This is a genomic window from Neobacillus mesonae, assembly GCF_023715155.1.
Lineage (GTDB): Bacteria > Bacillota > Bacilli > Bacillales > Cytobacillaceae > Neobacillus > Neobacillus mesonae_A.
Window position 1 is genome coordinate 91,136 of sequence record NZ_JAMBNQ010000011.1, and the last position, 16,631, is coordinate 107,766.

A 16,631-nucleotide genomic window follows, 5' to 3' on the forward strand; every position below is an offset into this window, starting at 1 on the left:
AATGACAAATCAGCCATTAAGCTCAAGTAATCCAAGAGTTGACCTTGAATATCGCCGCAAAAAAAATGCAGAGGAAATGCGCCATCAGGTGATTTCTTTCTCAATCATGATTTTCTTAACGTTCATTGCATTTGCGGCTGTAGCTGCTAAAGGATTTACGGCATGGTTTATCATTCCGTTCATTCTCCTTTTAGCTGTAGTTCAGGTTATATTTCAACTGTTTTATTTTATGCATATGAGCCATGAAGGTCATGAGGCTCCATCAATGTTTCTTTTTACGGGTGTATTTATGGCCTTCGTAATCGTATTAACTTTTATGACGATTATTTGGTGGTAATTGTTTGACAATCAGCCTCTAACGGCAAAATAAAAAGTGAAAATCGGCATAGTAATGCCGATTTTCTTTTTTACCATTTTGTATTCTTTTCTTTTGACGGGTATAATAGAGACGGGATGCTTATAACTAATTGAGGTGAGATTAGGTGCCGTTAAATATTTTTGGATTTAAAGCTCTTTGGAGCCCGTATTTTTTAACTATACTACTTGTTCTTACTGTGATATTTTTTCTTATCACCACTACGTTTCGTTCAAGGTTTAAAGATAGTGAACCGTTAACAGTTAGGCAGACTGTTTTATTTTTGACATCCATGATTCTTTTATATGCTATCAAAGGATCACCATTGGATTTAATGGGACATCTATTGTTTTCTGTCCATGGTGTGACAATGGTCATTTTAGTTCTCTTGATTCCGCCTATACTTATCAAAGCGATTCCGGTATGGCTTTGGAGAAGTTTGTTGAAAATAAAACCAGTAAATGCTGTTTTTACAATACTGACGAAACCGGTTGTATCCGTTCTTCTATTTAATGGATTATTCTCGATCTACCATATTCCATTAATATTTGATGAGGTTATGCAAAATCGCTATTATCATTCTGGTTATTCTATTCTTTTATTTTTAACTGCTTTGTTTATGTGGTGGTCCTTACAAAGTCCGCTGCCTGAGCAGCGTTCATTAAGCGGGATTAAAAAGGTGGCATTTTTGTTTGTGAATGGTATGCTGATGACTCCGGCTTGTGCAATGATTATTTTTGCAGATAAATCACTCTACGCAACCTATCACGATCCACATGTTTGGGGACAGGTTATGAGTCTTTGTGTCGGCACAAATGTATTCTCAAATTTAAATCTTAGTGGTCCCGAACTGTTTACTTCAATGAAAATTCTTGATGATCAAAGACTAGGCGGAGTTGTAATGAAAATTCTTCAAGAAATCATTTATGCGGTCATATTAGCACAAGTATTTTTTGAGTGGTATCGTAAAGATCAGGAAGAATCTGAAAAGGAAATTAATCAAATATTAAATCCTACACCCGTTAAATAAACTCCCATGTTTTTGGGAGTTTTTTTCGGATATAAGATATTATTTGAAAAAGTTTAGGAACTGCATTAATATTATTCTAAGATGACGAAAATGAGAGGATTAGTTATGAATTCATTGCCGATATTGCCGACAATAAGCACCACATTTATCGTTTTAAGCGGTATTACAGTTGCAATAGGCTGGTGGCAAATTAAACAAAGAAAGATAGAATCACATAAAAAAACTATGTTTTTTGCCGCAGTTTTTGCACTTGTTTTCTTTATTATCTATGCTTCAAGAACTCTTTTTATTGGGAATACTTCATTTGGCGGACCAGATAATATAAAAGTCTATTACACGACCTTTTTAATTTTTCATATCAACTTAGCCACCATTGGTGCAGTGTTAGGAATCTTATCTTTATATTCCGGCTATAAGAATAAGTTGTCTTTTCATCGCAGGCTGGGACCTTTTACAAGCATTGTCTGGTTCTTTTCTGCCATTACAGGGGTAGTTGTATACTTGTTGTTATACGTTTTCTATAAGGGTGGGGAGACCACTTCCATGATTAAGGCCATTCTTGGATTTTGATATTTATGGGAAATTAAAAGACGCATGAATTCATGCGTCTTTTAATAATTTTATTTTTAACTTGCAAACTTTTCAATTTCTGCTTTTACTTCTTCAAGAATTTTTTTGCATTGACTGACAAGACTTGCAGGGAAATGCTCATCTTCACCGTATTCAACACCATGTGGATAATAATGCTTTCCAAGAAATGGTGTCATTAATTGAATGGTAGCTTTGAAGATATCTACATCTCCATCAAGTGCATAGCCTTGGATGCGAAGATAAAAAGTTCCTTCTCTTAATTCAAATTTTCGATCGTATGTAACCCGCTCATAGTCCCATTGACCGGCACGAACTAAACCGTGTTCCTGCATTACTTCATCTAATCGGTTTAGATCAGCTTTAAAATTCTCAATACCGGTATTTTCAAATTTCATTTCGAATCCCTCCTAAAGACAATGCCAATACCCTAAAAATTATTATTGGTTATCTAGCAATATTAATTCATTTTAATAATAGATGAAAACGCCTTAACTTGCAATGAATTCATTTACGAATAATTCATTCTTGTAAGGAAAAACTATAACCGTCAAAAACAGAAAAAATTTGAGGTGATATAATGGAAAAAATCCGTGAAATTATGACGGAAGATGTGGAGTGTTGCACTCTTTTAGATAATGTATATGAAGTTGCTGTAAAAATGAAAGAATTAAATGTAGGGGCCATCCCTATTGTTGATAAGAAGAAATTAGTTGGAATGATCACCGATCGGGATATTGTCATTCGAGGGATTGCTGAAAAAAATCCGCCATCCTCAAAGGTTGAAAAAGTAATGAGCGAGGAACTGATTACCATTTCACCTGATGCGACCTCGAGGGAAGCAGTACAATTAATGTCGGAGCATCAAATACGACGTCTGCCTGTTGTTGAAAATGGAGAACTTATAGGAATTGTCTCTCTTGGTGATTTTGCAATAAGAGAATTAACCGATGATCAAGCAAAGGCGGCCCTGACTGATATTTCTGAGCAAACAACACCAATGCAGCATTAAAATTTTGTTAACAGGTACATTTCCGTACCTGTTTTTTATTAGATTGGCTATTTTTATCATGAAAGGAAATGATATAATAATCTTATCTATACATTATAGATAGCAGGTATAGAGAGGATGAGAGCCTCTGCGATCTTTATTTAGAATTTTAATTTTATCAGCAGTATTTTTAACTGTTGGTTTTTATATGAGTATAAATGAAGTACCAGATGAAAAGGTATTAATAAAGGAAGACCATACGATGGAAATGAACAAGCCATCGTCGTCACAAAAACCTGATTATAAACCAAGTAAAGACAATCAAGCCCATGCCCCAAAGGAAGGACTAGCCTTATTAATAGGTAAAGATGTATCAGCTGTAAAAAAAGAATTAGGTGAGCCCAATCGAATCGATGAATCATTATATGGATATCAATGGTACATTTATAATAAGGATTATAAACATTATTTGCAAGTGGGAGTAGAGAAAAATCGTGTTGTAACAATATTTGCCTTAGGGGAAAATTTAGATGTTGCTCCTTTTGAAATTGGGCAGCCTGTTGAGGAGATCTTTAACACTCAATATATTGATACAAACATTAATATTGATTTTAACCACAGTTCTTATCGGTTTGAACTAAATGATACGGATTTGAATCTTCGTCCGATTGTCCAGCTTGGTAATATTTATGTTCAATTATACATTGATAAATTTACTGGTATTCTTTCAAGTATACGTTTTTTAAATGCAGAGACTATGATCAAGCAGAAGCCCTATGAACTGGTCTTTACTGGTCAGTTGATTAAGCCTGAAGAACCAAGCGTGGAACAATGGAAGTTAATTCAGGAAGGTACTGAAAAGGAAATTTTTGATATTACGAATGTTTTAAGGTCCAGGTATCAACAACATCCGCTGCTTTGGGATACAGGAACGGCGGAAACAGCTTATATGCATAGTAAAGATATGTCGGACAATAATGATTTCTCTCACAACTCTAAAGAGTTCGGAAGCCTAACAGATCGCCTGGGCAAGGCTAAAGTAGTTTTTAAGTCAGCCGGCGAGAACATAGCTGCAAACTATACCGATGGACCGGCAGCTGTTGAAGGATGGCTGAACAGTAAAAGCCATCGGGAGACATTATTAAGTAAGAGTTTTACTCATCTTGGTGTTGGTGTATTTAAAGAATTTTATACACAAAATTTTATTCAAAAAGCGGAGAAATAATGGAGACACCCTATGAATGGACATCTCCATAAATCTCCGCTTTATTTTTTGGGAACAATAAAAAATGTTCCGGTAGCATGGGCGATTTTTTTACCATCACTACGGTAGGCTTCCCCAGTGATGACGAAAGTTTTTGAACCTTGGTGAATGAGTTCAGCTTTGCATCGTAAGGAATCACCTATACCAGGTGAAATATAATGAATATTTAATTGATTTGTAACGGCTGCAAAGCCTTCAGGCAATCGGGTGTTAGCTAAAGTCCCCATTACAGTGTCAAGCACCGTAGCAGTTATGCCGCCATGAAGTATTTCTAAATTATTATTTACAACTGGATTAAGCGGAATCGTGATTTCACAGCAATCCTTGTCACTTATTATTTCCATATGCAGCAGTTTTCCTAGAAAAGGGATAGAATGATGATCCATTTTATCTTTGATTCCCTCTAAAAGAAATTTGATGGCGTTTAATTCTGTTTCAGATCCATTTTCAATGCATTGATTAAGCAGCTGTCTTAGTTCCTCTTTCATTCTATGTACCTCTTTCGTTTATCCCGTATTACGGCCCGTAAAAGCACGATTGGTTCAGTTAACAATTAGTGCAGGATGAGAAAAACCCACACTGATTGAAGTTTCACTGTATATCTTTAGTCATCTTACCACTTTGAGGCAGAATAATAAATACGTTTAAAAAATTGGATTTTCACCTTTCTTGTTTTTTTTCATATTGTATCATAGGTACGATTACGGCAGAGGTGATAAAAATGACACAAAAAAAATTACACCCATCCGTCTTGAAATTTAAGGAATTTGTAAAAAATAATCCTAAACTTATACAAGAGGTTAGGAAAGGGAAAGCAACCTGGCAGGAACTTTATGAGGATTGGTACCTATTAGGGGAAGATGACAAACGGTGGGAAACTGTAGGGGTTGAAAGTGAACAGGAGGAAAAGCCGAATTCAGAATCAAAAGGCGATTTTATTTCCAATATTCTTGGGGTCGTGAAAAAAATGGATGCGGATCAAATGCAATCCCATCTAAATAATGTTAGTCAGGCTGTTGGAGCTATCCAAGGCCTTCTGGCCCAATTTCAAGGCAACAACGGCAGTGGAGGAGGAGCGGTAAGACCACCGGAGGGACCGAAGAATCCATTTTCATTTAGGCAGGATTAGTGAAAGGTGCGGGGAATAAACATGAGAAAAGAGGTATTAGAATATTTAGAGCGCCAAAAGGATTTAAAACAATTTGTTCGGGAACAGCCGCTTTGGTACCGCAAATTATCAAGAAATCCATATGATCTTCAAGCACTGGAAATTGCATCATTACATTACTACAAAAAAACAATCCCAGATCAAGTTGAAAAATTCACAAATGGAGTACAAATGGCCTCAATGATGTATTCAATGTTTCAAGCAATGAAAGATCAAAATTAGAAAGGACACATTTTAAAAGAATGTGGCCTTTTTTTATTCATGTTTTTTAAGATTAAAAATTAAATCGGAGGCGAACAATACAACCATAAGGAGTGATTTTACTGATGAAATTAATCTTTGTAATCCTATTACTTGGCATTCTTACAGGTATGCCTGAAGTTTCTGCAAAAGATAAAAGTAATATGCAAATAGACAATTCTGGTACACATAACTCAATTTTGCAAGAAGGTTCTATCCCCGAATTAATGGTTCAGCATAAGATAAAAGGAAATATTGTACTTGTGGAATGTATTGTAAATGGTATAACATTTCGCCAATCCGACCATAAAAACCAAAAAGTAGGAAAAATAATTGTCTGGATTGATGGACAAAGGACATCTGAGGTGGACGCTGCAGCGTTTATCATCAAAGGACTAAAGCCTGGTACACATAATATTAAGCTTGAGGTGGTTAATTTAAAAAATGTGCCATATGGATTGAATAAAGAATTCTCGGTGAGAATCTCTGAGTAATCCAGAGGAATTCGCTTTATCCCATTTTTCATGTTAAAATGAGAGATGGAGGTGGGCTTAAAGTGCTTGCTACTTTAGAAAGAGTACAATTATTAGAGTACGCCGAAAACTTAGCTAAAATGGTATTAGAGTCTGATGTTGTTCAAAACTATCGACTTTGTTTATATAAAATGCAAAATAACCAAGAAACGCAAAGAAAGATACATCGCTTTGTAATGCTAAAAGAATTATATGAAGAGGTGCAGCGTTTTGGAAAATATCACCCGGATTATAAAAGGGTGATGATGCAGATTCGGCAATATAAAAGAGAAATGGATTTAGATCCCAATGTTGCTGAATTTAAATTAGCAGAGAATGACCTTCAAAGTCTTCTTGATGAAATAAGTATGGCAATTGGCGGTGCTGTTTCAGAACATATTAAGGTACCGACAGGAAATCCATTTTTCGATAGTGGACATGGCGGCGGCTGTGGAAGCGGCGGCAGCTGCGGCTGTGGTTAATAATAGAAATCGGTGATTAGGCCGGTTTCTTTCTTTTCATTTCAGCTTTAAATTGAAATAGAATGTTTTGATATGCTAGACTTAATGTAAAGATGGTTTATTGAAGGGGAAACGTTATGTTTATTCAAAGACAAGGACTTGTTGTATGGCTTTATTCTTTAAAACATGCAAAAATGCTTAGAAGGTTCGGAAATGTCCATTATGTATCAAAAAAATTAAAATACGTCGTGTTATATTGCAATCAGGATGATATTGAAGACATTATGGAGAAGTTGAATTCTTTCTCATTTGTCAAAAAAGTAGAGCCGTCCTATAAGCCTTTCTTGAAAATGGAGTATGAGAATTCAACCCCGGATAAAGCAAAGGAATATGATTATAAAATGGGAATCTAAATGGTGAGGAGAAATCCTCGCTTTTTTTTATTTTTTTGATGGTAAGAATAGAATGGTGATATTCAATGCCTGCGGGAGTACGGGGGAACCACCACAATCCTTTAGCCCAGGTGCTTTGTTAACCGCCCGTAAAACCGTTTGAACCTTGAACACGCAAATTAATTGACAAAAGAGTAACAAAAAAAACCCTGCAGATCTAATCCGCAGGGTCCTTCTATATCCTCCTAAAAGGATAGAAGGCAAAGGGAGAGGAGAAACCGGAGGAAGAACTTATGGGGAAACGTAAGTCTTCTCCGCGGTTGGCAACAACATCCTCGAATTGATGTTGTTAATTACATTATTTCCACATCCAAGAAGCTTATACGTATTTTTTTTATTTTTCGCTTCAATGTTTAAAAATGACAATATCTCCCGTGGTTTGTCTGATTTTGTTAGATTATGATAGGATAAATAGGAAACATGATTTTTTAGAGTTTAACAAAGTGGTGATAATACATGAGAGTGGTTTCTGGTATGTGTAAGGGCAGGCCGTTGAAGGCAGTACCGGGGAATTCAACGAGACCAACTACTGATAAAGTGAAAGAAGCAATTTTTAATATGATTGGGCCTTATTTTGAAGGAGGCATTGGTCTGGATCTCTTTGCAGGCAGCGGTGGATTAGGAATAGAAGCTCTTAGCAGAGGACTTAATAAGGTAATATTTACTGACCGGGAGGCTAAGGCTGTCCAAACTATATATGATAATATTAAAGCCTGCAATTTTGAAGAACAGGCAGAGGTCTATCGAAATGATGCTGATCGTGCTTTAAAGGCACTGATGAAAAGAGAAATCCGTTTTGATTATATTTTTCTTGATCCACCCTATAAAAAACAGCAGCTTACTGCATTAATGGAAAGAATGGATATACATAATATCATAAATGAAAACGGATTAGTTGTCTGTGAACATAGTTTTGACGTAAAATTACCTCATACAGTAGGTAAGCTTGTACAAATAAAACACGAACAATATGGTATTATCGCGGTAACAATTTATTCAAGATTAAAAGGGGATTAAGGGGGAGATCATTTGGCCAGCATAGCCGTTTGTCCAGGAAGTTTCGATCCAATTACATATGGTCATTTAGACATTATCCGCAGGGGAGCCAGAGTTTTCGAAAAGGTATATGTTGTAGTTCTAAATAATTCGGCAAAAAACCCATTGTTTACAGTTGAAGAACGAATTAATTTAATCAGGGAAGTAACAAAAGAAATCCCAAATGTTGTAGTTGATGAATTTTCTGGACTTTTGGTTGACTATGCAAAAAGTGTGAACGCAACAGCCATTTTAAGGGGGTTGCGTGCGGTCTCTGATTTTGAATATGAAATGCAAATAACTTCAATGAACAGATATTTAAACGATCATGTTGAGACTTTTTTTATGATGACGAATAATCAATATTCATTCTTAAGTTCGAGTATTGTGAAAGAAGCAGCAAAATTTCATGGGAATATTACAGCACTTGTTCCGCCAATTGTTGAGAAAGAACTGAAAAAGAAATATAATAAATAATTATTTTGACAGCCAGGGATAGACATCTCTGGCTGTTATCATGTCTTCTTTAAGCGGAAAAATAGAATGCATACATATAAAATAAGAAAGGATAGTGTGATCAATGGACCTAATTCAATCATTTTTTGATAAATGTCATGGCTCCATGATCCCTCACCAAAAAATCCAACTGGCAGCACGTCTGCAGGCTGTTCTTTGTTATTTAAACGCGTATAAACAGGCTTCCAAAATAGTAAGGTAAACAAGCTTGCGAAAATTCCTTGAAGGATTCTTCCGATGAAAAACGGCTTGTAACGGATATCTGTTTGAGCCAAAATGCTAGCCACCTGGGCATGAACACTCAAACCGCTAAAACCTAATATAAAGCTTGTAATCATCGCTTGCTGCAACAATGTAGCAGCTCCAACATTGCTTGTCAGCTGGCTGCCTAACGTAATTTCAAAAATACCTGAAATAAAAGGTATACTTAACATTTCCGGAAAAGCGAGACTAGAGAACATCACTTCCACTATTTTCCCTAATGCTTCTGTAATATGTAATATATAAAGTATTTTGTTGATTACCGAAAAAATGATTATAAATCCGCCAACCATCAGCAATGTTTGAATAGAGGTATTGACGGCATCTCCTAGTAGTTTTCCGATTGGACGATTATCTTTTAATCTGGTTTGATGGAGGGTGGAAAGTGCTCCTCGGATAGAAATGCTGTTTTTCTCCTTCTTTGACTCCTTAGATGGTTCTTTTCCGAAAAATCGCATGATGATTCCAACACAAAAATTACCTAAGTAATGCGCAAGTGCTAAAATAATGCCTAATTGTGCATTTTTAAAAAAACCTACTGCAACAGCCCCAAAAATAAATAATGGATTTGAGGAATTGGTAAACGAGACCAGTCTTTCCGCCTCAATTTGCGATAATTGACCTTCTTGCCGTAACCTTGCCGTAAATTTTGCCCCTGCTGGAAAACCAGAAGCCAGACCCATTGCCCAAACAAATCCCCCAGCACCTGGTACGCGAAATAAAGGCCTCATTAATGGCTCAAGAAGAACTCCGATAAATTTGACAACTCCAAAGCCAATTAATAATTCCGATACAATAAAAAAAGGAAGAAGGGATGGGAAAACGATCTTCCACCACATATCAAGGCCTCTCCTAGAGGCTTCTAAAGACTCTTGCGGAAAAAAAATAAGCGATACAGCTAATATCGATACAGATACTGATAATACTACTGTTTTAAATTTAGAGCTAAACAAAATTATAGTCCTCCCTCCTAGAGGTGGTGTCACTAGTAAATTCCATAATTGAAATGTTAAAATAAGAATATTCTTTGTATAAAGCTTTGTGTATTGCCTGTCCCCATATAAAAGAAATATACTCATAGAACATTAATTTAGACCATAAAATTGAACGAGATTTCCTAAAAGCGAAGTCTGTTTTTCTTAATGAGGTTGGGAGGTAACATAAATGGAGTCCCCAAAAATTGGCTTGGCGCTTGGGTCTGGCGGTGCTCGTGGGTTTGCTCATTTAGGTGTCATAAAAGTTTTGAGAGATGCTGGCATTCCAATCGATTTAATTGCCGGCAGCAGCATGGGGGCACTTGTTGCATGTTTTTATGGAGCGGGAATTGACCTTGACCGATTATATACATTTTCGACAGCCTTTAAAAGAAAGTATTTTTTGGATTTTACCGTTCCAAAGATGGGCTTCATCGGTGGGAAGAAAGTTAAAGAACTCATTAGGATTTTTACACATAATAAAAATATTGAAGAATTATCGATTCCTATTTCTGTAGTTGCAACTGATTTATTAACAGGGGAAAAAGTTATTTTTACTAAAGGTCCCACAGCCGAAGCAGTAAGAGCGAGTATCTCGATTCCGGGGATTTTTGTACCGGTCAAATATCAAGGGAGACTTCTAGTTGATGGCGGTGTGACAGATCGGGTCCCCATCTCGGTTGTAAAGGAAATGGGTGCAGATATTGTCATTGCTGTTGATGTTTCAAGGGTTAAGAAAGGTGCCGAGATCACTTCCATTTATGATGTAATCATGCAAAGTATTGATATTATGCAAACTGAAATTATTAATAGTCAGGAAAATGCTGCTAATATTATGATTAGGCCCCCTGTAGAGGAATTTAGCTCTAGGGCCTTCACGAATATTGAAGAAATTATTAAGCTTGGAGAAGAAGAAGCGAAAAAGCATATTAAACAAATAGCAGCAGAAATCGAGCAATGGAAGGGAAGAACTTAGCTTGCGTAAAAAAATTTATTTTATTTCCGTTTTAATCCTTGTGATTATTCTAACTGGCGGAATGTATTTTTCTTTACCTTATTATGTTTCAAAGCCTGGTATGGCAAAAGAACTTTCACCCATCGTTACGGTGGAGGATGGTTATAAGGAAAAGGGGAATTTTATGTTAACGACTGTCCGTATGGGCAGAGCAAATATTTACTCTTATTTGGAAGCAAAAATGGGAAAATATGAAGAAATTTATCCCGAAGAATTGATATTAAATCAACAGGAAACAGAGGAAGAATATAATGTCAGACAGCTGCATTTAATGGCGTCATCGAAGCTGAATGCTATAGAAGTGGCTTATCGTAAGGCGGGTCTGCCGATAAATTATAAGTATAAGGGAATATATGTTATGCAGGTATTCCCTGGGATGCCTGCTGATGGGGCACTTCAGGCTGGTGACCGCATATATAAAATTGATGGAAAACAATTTTCCTCCTCAGAAAAATTTATCGAATACGTAGGAAAAAAACAGGCAGGTGATAAAGTTTCCTTAACTTTTACAAGAAAAAAGGCGGAACAGACAGTTACATTAACGCTTAAGCCTTTGAAACAAGACCCAAAGCGTGCTGGAATTGGGATTACATTAGTTGATGATAAAGAAATTGTGGTAGCTCCTGAAGTAAAAGTAAAAACAGATGATATTGGCGGCCCTTCAGCAGGATTGATGTTTACATTAGAAATTTATAATCAGCTGACAAAGGAAGATTTTACAAAGGGATACCAGATTGCCGGTACAGGTACCATTGATGTAGATGGAACAGTTGGTCCTATTGGAGGAATAGAACAAAAAATTGTTGCTGCTGATAAGGCAGGAGCAGAAATCTTTTTTGCACCAAATGAAAAAGGGGCAAAAGATTCTAACTACCGGGCTGCAGTGAAAACCGCCCGCGATATTAAAACGAAAATGAAAATAATACCAATTGATAATTTTAATGAGGCTATACAATACCTCGAAAAGATGCCAGTAAAAAAATAAGATGGTGACTCTTACACCATCTTATTTTTTTATAAGGCTCTATTCTAAAAGATTGTTGCTTTTTGCTCCCTTTTTAAGATTCGTTCAAAAAATGGAGGTAGAAATTCCCGTTATTTAGGAAATTGGATGTTAATTAGCTGAAATAGACGGAGGAATTTCCCTTATTTGATTTTAAACTGCTAAAATCGGGTGCTTTTCATTGAATAACGGAAAAAACTCCGCTTATTTTTTACTATTTAAGCTTCATTTTGCAAATAACGGGAAAACTTCCGCTTATTTTTTACTTCCAAGGGGGCTATCCTGTAATCCAGCTTTTTCGCAGAGTCCGCTTATTCCTAAATTGAATAAACCACCGCTTTTCTTGGCATAACAACATAGTTTACGAAAACAGCCTTTTATAAAGTGAAAATTCAATCAGCCTGGATAGTTTCCCTTTCCCTTGAGCTAAGGGGGGGAATTTTTCGTTAAGATGGTATAAAAATAGGCGGCTGTTTAAATTCTTGGAGAAGCATTTCCTTTCTTATATTTTTGGGGAACGCCATAGCGTACACACGTGCTGCTTTTATATCAGGTAATATGTCAGAGTTTTTATATGCCGATAATTTGGCCACAAGCGGCAGGCTGAAATGTTTTTTCATCTTGTTCAAATATTCTTTTCCTGTTGAGGTCATCCCTAAAAGTCTTAAGTATGCAGCATTTCCAGATAAGCTTTTCATCTCGGTTTTTTTGGAATTTGTCAGCACATGAACGGATAATCTCTGTAATCTTGTCCACGTATACCGTTTTGTTTTCATTTGGCTCATAAAATCTTGAAAATTAGTTGAAGTATGGGCTGCCTCAATTAATCTATTTTCAAGGCCTTCTTCTATTTCGTACACATTCTGAAGTTCTTCAGGGGAAGAGGTAATGAGCCGATATTGAAGGAGGTCCCAATAATCTTCCCAGCAATGGAAACGGCCAAAACGATGCTGATATTCTTGTAATAACATGTTAGTTGGCCCAGGAACATATTGTCCTATATTGACATTTTCTTTTTCTTTTGAAAAAATAGCTTTTCGGATACTTGTTGCACTTGCTATTGTTTCAGAGGCGAAATGCTCGTCATGGTAGTCTGCATTCTTTCTTGCTACAGTCAAGGGCTTCATCGTACTGCCATGCTCCTGCATCGCTTGTATATACTGAAAGCCGAGTATATTATTTGGCTTTGACAGATCTAAATACTTTTCCGAGTTTGGCAGCTGTTGAAATGCCAATGCAATAGCTTTCGGATAACTTAACCCTGTCTCCATAAAGTGTTTGATATTTTCATTAAAAACCTTGTGCTGGTCCTTTAAATATGCAATGGTTTCTAGAAAGTCTGAAATCTCCCCGCTCTCACTTCCAAAGCATAAAGAATTACATCCTGCTGCATTTAAAATCGAAACGGCTCCGTTTGCAAACGTCTCTGCTTTTTGAACAGCAAAACAATAAGGCAGCTCAAATACGATATCCACTCCATTTAATAAGGCCATTTGAGTACGATACCATTTGGAAACAAGTGCAGGTTCACCTCTTTGTAGGAAATTTCCACTCATTACTGCAATGACAACATCTGCCTCTGCCTTTTTTTTAGATGCTTGTAAATGAAAGGCATGCCCATTATGAAAAGGGTTATATTCAACAACTAGACCAACAGATTTCAAATATATTCTCTCCTTACCTAAATAATTTTTTATTATAGCAAAATTTTTATGTAAAGGTATAATGGTTGGAAAACGTTTGTATATAAGAGAGATGGATAAACTATTAATAATACTAAAATCAAAAACATGGTGTACTATTTCCAATGGCTTCTTCTTTCCTGTGTGTAAAGAAAAAATATTGACAAAAATTTTATCGAAGGCTATAATTACCTTTGTTGCCTTGAGGTGATTCAATTGAAATGGACGATTAGTCAATTACAAAAATATCGAAACAAGGAATTTTCGTTTGATGAAATCATTCAGTTTGATGATCTAAAAAAAGATGATCCAACTATAAGAGAAGTTTCTCCTATGCATATCACTGGCCGCGGAGATATTGACTCGACGAAAATAACCTTTCATTTCAAAATTGAGGGTTATTTAATTCTTCCTTGTTCTCGAACTTTAGTGGACGTAAAACTCCCAATTAATGTAGAAACAACAGAAACATTTCTTCTTCAGAATGCTGTTTATCAGGCTGATGAGGAAGTTCATCAAGTAAAAGGTGAGATGATTGATTTAAAGCCAATCATCAGAGAGATTCTTTTACTTGAAATACCGATGCAGGTTTTTTGCGAGGATGGCGATTCTGAGGATGCTGCACCACAATCCGGCAAGGATTGGGAAGTGATTACTGAAGAAGCAGAGTCCGAAAAAATTGACCCTAGACTAGCAGGACTTGCTAAGTTTTTTGATAATGACAATCAAAGAAATAAGTAAAGAACCACTTGCGGTTTCTTTAAACTTTATTTATACTCTTTAAGGAGGTGTTTGAAGTGGCTGTACCTTTTAGAAGAACTTCTAAAACTGCAAAAAGAAAACGTCGTACTCATTTTAAATTAAATGTTCCTGGTATGGTAGAATGCCCAAACTGTGGTGAAATGAAACTTGCTCACCGCGTCTGCAAAGCTTGCGGGACATACAAAGGAAAAGAAGTAGTTAACGACTAATAACAACTTTGATACAAAGCACAAGGTGCGTAAAGCCCTTGTGCTTTTGTTATATATGGAGTTTTGATCAAGTGAGGAGGAAGGGGAATTTGGCTTATAATATTGAAAAACATAAAAAAGGTTATTTATTGTTTACGATTGCAAGAAGTGAAAAAAGAAATGCAATCAATGAGGAAGTAATGGAAGGATTAACTCAGGCAATTAGTGATGCAGCAGCTGCTGACATTAAAGCGCTTGTCATTACGGGTGAAGGGGAACAAGCTTTTTGTTCAGGAGGAGATTTATCTGTTTTTCATCACCTTCGGACAAGGGAAGAAGTACTGCCAATGCTTACAAAAATGAGTAATATTCTATACTCACTATTAACTTTGCCTAAACCAACTATTGCATTGATTAACGGTACCGCAATAGGAGGCGGATGTGAAATAGCTTCTGCCTGTGATTTCCGCCTTGCGAGAAAAGGAGTAAAAGCTGGTTTTGTACAGGGAAAGCAGTCAATTACGACAGGTTGGGGCGGCGGTTCAATCCTTGCAGAGAAACTGCCTGCATCGAATGCGATGAATCTTCTAATGGGGGCGGAGCGACATACTACAGAATATTTACTTAAACAAGGGTTCATCCAACAGCTCTACGAAGGGGATTCCCTCCAAGCGTGTGAATTATTTCTTGAACATATGTTGGAAGCGGATGGTTCAGTATTGCAAGCCTATAAAAAATTATGGATTGCAAAGTGGGAAGAGTCGAAGCTTCGTGGAAGAATAGAAGATGAAGTGAAAAGATGTGCTGTTTTGTGGGAGAGTGAGGCTCATCATAACTATGTAAAACAATTTATTGGAAAAAGGTGAAAGTAAAGAAAAAATCGATAAAACACGAGCTTAGTTTAAGTCTATCTTTTCTAGTAGCAGCATATGAATGATAAAAACACTACTAGGAGGGATATTCTTATGACTTCAACCCGTCAAGATGCGTGGTCCCAAGATGAGGATTTGTTGCTTGCTGAGGTTGTATTAAGACATATTCGTGATGGCGGTACACAGCTGCAGGCCTTTGAGGAAGTTGGAAAACAGCTTTCGCGGACTGCAGCAGCCTGTGGTTTTCGCTGGAACTCATATGTAAGAAAGCAATACAAATCTGGCATCGAGTTAGCAAAGAAACAACGTAAAGAATTAAAATTGCAAAGTACCTCAATTAATGAAGAAGCTGCGCTAGAAGAAGAAGAACCAATAATTGAACAATCACCAGTGGTAAAAGAACAAAACACTGGAAAAATTACTTTTGCATCTGTCATTGATTTTTTAGAAGAACTCAATAAAAAAGCAGAATCCCAAGCCGAGATGGCATTAGAACGTGAAAATGCTGTTGAGAAAATAAAAGAGTTGGAGAAGAAGACATATTATTTGGCTGCTGAGAATGAAAGACTAACGAAAAATTTAAAAGCGATTGAAGAAGATTACCGTTCTCTCATTGAAATTATGGAGAGGGCTAGAAAAATGGTGGTTTTTCAAGAGGAGGAAAGGCAGCCAAAGGTAAAATTTCAAATGGACAAAAACGGTAATCTTGAACGAGTTGAAAAATAGCAAAAAGCGGACAACGGGTCCGCTTTTTGTATTACTCTTTATTGTTTTGTGCTTCGACACCTTCAGGATACCAGACAAGCGGGTTTTCACCAAGGTCACGTTCCATTTCGTAATCAACACTGGTGAAATTCATCTTTTCCCAAAATCCTCGGGATTGCATTCTTGGATTGGTCTTAAGTGGCAGTCCTAAGCTTTTTGCAAATTCTACAAGCTGGCTTCCAAACCCTTTGCCTTGATAATCTGGCAATACTTCGAGCTTCCATAATTCCAAATAATTTTGCGGCGGATAGAAATAGCGGTCGAATTTGGCATCGATTTGATATAAGCTCATCCGGGCAACAAGTTTGTCACCAAAATAAATTCCATAAAAAGGTGATTCGCTATCATTGTCGATAATATTTGCTTCAAGGTCTTCGAGCATAGAAAGTTCTTGAATTCCATATTCTTTAAATTTCTTAAACTCTTCCAATGTTTTAAAATTTATTTTTAATCTTTCCACCGTTGCTTTCATTGCGCCCCTCCTAAATTACCTTCTT

At 36.5% G+C, this 16,631-nt stretch carries 23 protein-coding genes; 18 read left to right on the forward strand and 5 right to left on the reverse strand.

All coding sequences use genetic code 11. The features are described 5' to 3' along the window. The first annotated feature begins 1 nt into the window (after position 1). The 3 genes from ctaF (at position 2) to M3183_RS11855 (ending at position 1,955) form a co-directional block, all read left to right on the forward strand. Complete coding sequence (gene ctaF / locus M3183_RS11845) at positions 2-337, forward strand: cytochrome c oxidase subunit IVB (RefSeq protein ID WP_251469815.1); 336 nt, start codon at positions 2-4, stop codon at positions 335-337. 145 nt (positions 338-482) lie between these two features. Next, positions 483-1,385 carry a cytochrome c oxidase assembly factor CtaG gene (ctaG, locus tag M3183_RS11850; protein ID WP_251469818.1) on the forward strand — a complete coding sequence of 301 codons (903 nt, stop codon included), beginning with the start codon at positions 483-485 and terminating at the stop codon, positions 1,383-1,385. 105 nt (positions 1,386-1,490) lie between these two features. Then, positions 1,491-1,955, forward strand: coding sequence for a DUF420 domain-containing protein (locus M3183_RS11855; protein WP_251469821.1), 465 nt, complete (start codon positions 1,491-1,493; stop codon positions 1,953-1,955). A 56-nt stretch (positions 1,956-2,011) separates the two neighbouring features. Here the strand turns inward: M3183_RS11855 and M3183_RS11860 are convergent, their stop codons facing one another. Next, positions 2,012-2,371 carry a YugN family protein gene (locus M3183_RS11860; protein WP_251469823.1) on the reverse strand — a complete coding sequence of 120 codons (360 nt, stop codon included), beginning with the start codon at positions 2,369-2,371 and terminating at the stop codon, positions 2,012-2,014. Positions 2,372-2,553: 182 nt separating this feature from the next. Here M3183_RS11860 and M3183_RS11865 point away from each other — a divergent pair, with 182 nt between their 5' ends. Beyond that, positions 2,554-2,985: a CBS domain-containing protein gene (locus M3183_RS11865; RefSeq protein WP_251469826.1), complete on the forward strand. Its 432-nt coding sequence runs from the start codon at positions 2,554-2,556 to the stop codon at positions 2,983-2,985. 187 nt (positions 2,986-3,172) lie between these two features. Continuing rightward, positions 3,173-4,189, forward strand: coding sequence for a CAP domain-containing protein (locus M3183_RS11870; RefSeq protein WP_251469829.1), 1,017 nt, complete (start codon positions 3,173-3,175; stop codon positions 4,187-4,189). A gap of 41 nt (positions 4,190-4,230) precedes the next feature. On the opposite strand, the gene M3183_RS11875 is transcribed toward M3183_RS11870, so the two are convergent. Beyond that, positions 4,231-4,716 carry a PaaI family thioesterase gene (locus tag M3183_RS11875; protein ID WP_251469832.1) on the reverse strand — a complete coding sequence of 162 codons (486 nt, stop codon included), beginning with the start codon at positions 4,714-4,716 and terminating at the stop codon, positions 4,231-4,233. 233 nt (positions 4,717-4,949) lie between these two features. Here M3183_RS11875 and M3183_RS11880 point away from each other — a divergent pair, with 233 nt between their 5' ends. From M3183_RS11880 to coaD, 7 genes are all read left to right on the forward strand, one after another. Beyond that, positions 4,950-5,357: a YlbD family protein gene (locus M3183_RS11880; protein WP_251469835.1), complete on the forward strand. Its 408-nt coding sequence runs from the start codon at positions 4,950-4,952 to the stop codon at positions 5,355-5,357. A 21-nt stretch (positions 5,358-5,378) separates the two neighbouring features. Beyond that, on the forward strand, positions 5,379-5,618 hold the full coding sequence (locus tag M3183_RS11885; protein ID WP_251469838.1) for a YlbE-like family protein: 240 nt from the start codon (positions 5,379-5,381) through the stop codon (positions 5,616-5,618). A gap of 104 nt (positions 5,619-5,722) precedes the next feature. After that, the gene (locus M3183_RS11890) at positions 5,723-6,130 is read left to right on the forward strand and encodes a hypothetical protein (protein ID WP_251469840.1); all 408 of its coding nucleotides are present in this window, start codon (positions 5,723-5,725) and stop codon (positions 6,128-6,130) included. Positions 6,131-6,192: 62 nt separating this feature from the next. After that, complete coding sequence (locus tag M3183_RS11895; protein ID WP_251469841.1) at positions 6,193-6,630, forward strand: YlbF/YmcA family competence regulator; 438 nt, start codon at positions 6,193-6,195, stop codon at positions 6,628-6,630. 116 nt (positions 6,631-6,746) lie between these two features. Beyond that, entirely contained in the window at positions 6,747-7,022 is a 276-nt protein-coding gene (locus M3183_RS11900; protein ID WP_251469842.1) for a YlbG family protein, read from the forward strand. Between the two features lie 495 nt (positions 7,023-7,517). Further along, positions 7,518-8,078: a 16S rRNA (guanine(966)-N(2))-methyltransferase RsmD gene (gene rsmD / locus M3183_RS11905; RefSeq protein WP_251469843.1), complete on the forward strand. Its 561-nt coding sequence runs from the start codon at positions 7,518-7,520 to the stop codon at positions 8,076-8,078. A gap of 12 nt (positions 8,079-8,090) precedes the next feature. Continuing rightward, a complete protein-coding gene (coaD, locus tag M3183_RS11910; RefSeq protein WP_251469845.1) occupies positions 8,091-8,573 on the forward strand; it encodes a pantetheine-phosphate adenylyltransferase in 483 nt (160 codons plus the stop codon). A gap of 38 nt (positions 8,574-8,611) precedes the next feature. On the opposite strand, the gene ylbJ is transcribed toward coaD, so the two are convergent. Then, positions 8,612-9,826, reverse strand: a complete 1,215-nt coding sequence (gene ylbJ / locus M3183_RS11915; RefSeq protein ID WP_251469848.1) for a sporulation integral membrane protein YlbJ — start codon at positions 9,824-9,826, stop codon at positions 8,612-8,614. Positions 9,827-10,037: 211 nt separating this feature from the next. On the opposite strand from ylbJ, the gene M3183_RS11920 reads away from it, so the two are divergent. Both M3183_RS11920 and M3183_RS11925 read left to right on the forward strand, forming a co-directional pair. Further along, a complete protein-coding gene (locus M3183_RS11920) occupies positions 10,038-10,823 on the forward strand; it encodes a patatin-like phospholipase family protein (protein ID WP_251469851.1) in 786 nt (261 codons plus the stop codon). Between the two features lies 1 nt (position 10,824). Then, positions 10,825-11,847, forward strand: coding sequence for a SepM family pheromone-processing serine protease (locus tag M3183_RS11925; RefSeq protein ID WP_285879494.1), 1,023 nt, complete (start codon positions 10,825-10,827; stop codon positions 11,845-11,847). Positions 11,848-12,311: 464 nt separating this feature from the next. On the opposite strand, the gene M3183_RS11930 is transcribed toward M3183_RS11925, so the two are convergent. Next, on the reverse strand, positions 12,312-13,529 hold the full coding sequence (locus M3183_RS11930) for a nucleotidyltransferase (protein WP_251469854.1): 1,218 nt from the start codon (positions 13,527-13,529) through the stop codon (positions 12,312-12,314). A gap of 234 nt (positions 13,530-13,763) precedes the next feature. On the opposite strand from M3183_RS11930, the gene M3183_RS11935 reads away from it, so the two are divergent. The 4 genes from M3183_RS11935 (at position 13,764) to M3183_RS11950 (ending at position 16,095) form a co-directional block, all read left to right on the forward strand. Next, on the forward strand, positions 13,764-14,288 hold the full coding sequence (locus M3183_RS11935) for a YceD family protein (RefSeq protein WP_251469858.1): 525 nt from the start codon (positions 13,764-13,766) through the stop codon (positions 14,286-14,288). Between the two features lie 56 nt (positions 14,289-14,344). Then, positions 14,345-14,518 carry a 50S ribosomal protein L32 gene (gene rpmF / locus M3183_RS11940; RefSeq protein ID WP_042456138.1) on the forward strand — a complete coding sequence of 58 codons (174 nt, stop codon included), beginning with the start codon at positions 14,345-14,347 and terminating at the stop codon, positions 14,516-14,518. Positions 14,519-14,607: 89 nt separating this feature from the next. Then, positions 14,608-15,363, forward strand: coding sequence for an enoyl-CoA hydratase/isomerase family protein (locus tag M3183_RS11945; RefSeq protein ID WP_251469859.1), 756 nt, complete (start codon positions 14,608-14,610; stop codon positions 15,361-15,363). A 99-nt stretch (positions 15,364-15,462) separates the two neighbouring features. Then, positions 15,463-16,095, forward strand: a complete 633-nt coding sequence (locus tag M3183_RS11950; protein WP_251469860.1) for an RsfA family transcriptional regulator — start codon at positions 15,463-15,465, stop codon at positions 16,093-16,095. A gap of 31 nt (positions 16,096-16,126) precedes the next feature. Here the strand turns inward: M3183_RS11950 and M3183_RS11955 are convergent, their stop codons facing one another. Further along, positions 16,127-16,606, reverse strand: coding sequence for an N-acetyltransferase (locus M3183_RS11955; protein ID WP_251469861.1), 480 nt, complete (start codon positions 16,604-16,606; stop codon positions 16,127-16,129). Positions 16,607-16,631: the final 25 nt, after the last annotated feature.

Bases quoted from the DNA above. Each gene is read 5' to 3' on its own strand.
- ctaF (WP_251469815.1), top strand. From the start codon at position 2: ATGACAAATCAGCCATTAAGCTCAAGTAATCCAAGAGTTGACCTTGAA.
- M3183_RS11855 (WP_251469821.1), top strand. From the start codon at position 1,491: ATGAATTCATTGCCGATATTGCCGACAATAAGCACCACATTTATCGTT.
- M3183_RS11860 (WP_251469823.1), bottom strand. From the start codon at position 2,371: ATGAAATTTGAAAATACCGGTATTGAGAATTTTAAAGCTGATCTAAAC.
- M3183_RS11865 (WP_251469826.1), top strand. From the start codon at position 2,554: ATGGAAAAAATCCGTGAAATTATGACGGAAGATGTGGAGTGTTGCACT.
- M3183_RS11870 (WP_251469829.1), top strand. From the start codon at position 3,173: ATGAGTATAAATGAAGTACCAGATGAAAAGGTATTAATAAAGGAAGAC.
- M3183_RS11875 (WP_251469832.1), bottom strand. From the start codon at position 4,716: ATGAAAGAGGAACTAAGACAGCTGCTTAATCAATGCATTGAAAATGGA.
- M3183_RS11880 (WP_251469835.1), top strand. From the start codon at position 4,950: ATGACACAAAAAAAATTACACCCATCCGTCTTGAAATTTAAGGAATTT.
- M3183_RS11885 (WP_251469838.1), top strand. From the start codon at position 5,379: ATGAGAAAAGAGGTATTAGAATATTTAGAGCGCCAAAAGGATTTAAAA.
- M3183_RS11890 (WP_251469840.1), top strand. From the start codon at position 5,723: ATGAAATTAATCTTTGTAATCCTATTACTTGGCATTCTTACAGGTATG.
- M3183_RS11900 (WP_251469842.1), top strand. From the start codon at position 6,747: ATGTTTATTCAAAGACAAGGACTTGTTGTATGGCTTTATTCTTTAAAA.
- rsmD (WP_251469843.1), top strand. From the start codon at position 7,518: ATGAGAGTGGTTTCTGGTATGTGTAAGGGCAGGCCGTTGAAGGCAGTA.
- M3183_RS11920 (WP_251469851.1), top strand. From the start codon at position 10,038: ATGGAGTCCCCAAAAATTGGCTTGGCGCTTGGGTCTGGCGGTGCTCGT.
- M3183_RS11950 (WP_251469860.1), top strand. From the start codon at position 15,463: ATGACTTCAACCCGTCAAGATGCGTGGTCCCAAGATGAGGATTTGTTG.
- M3183_RS11955 (WP_251469861.1), bottom strand. From the start codon at position 16,606: ATGAAAGCAACGGTGGAAAGATTAAAAATAAATTTTAAAACATTGGAA.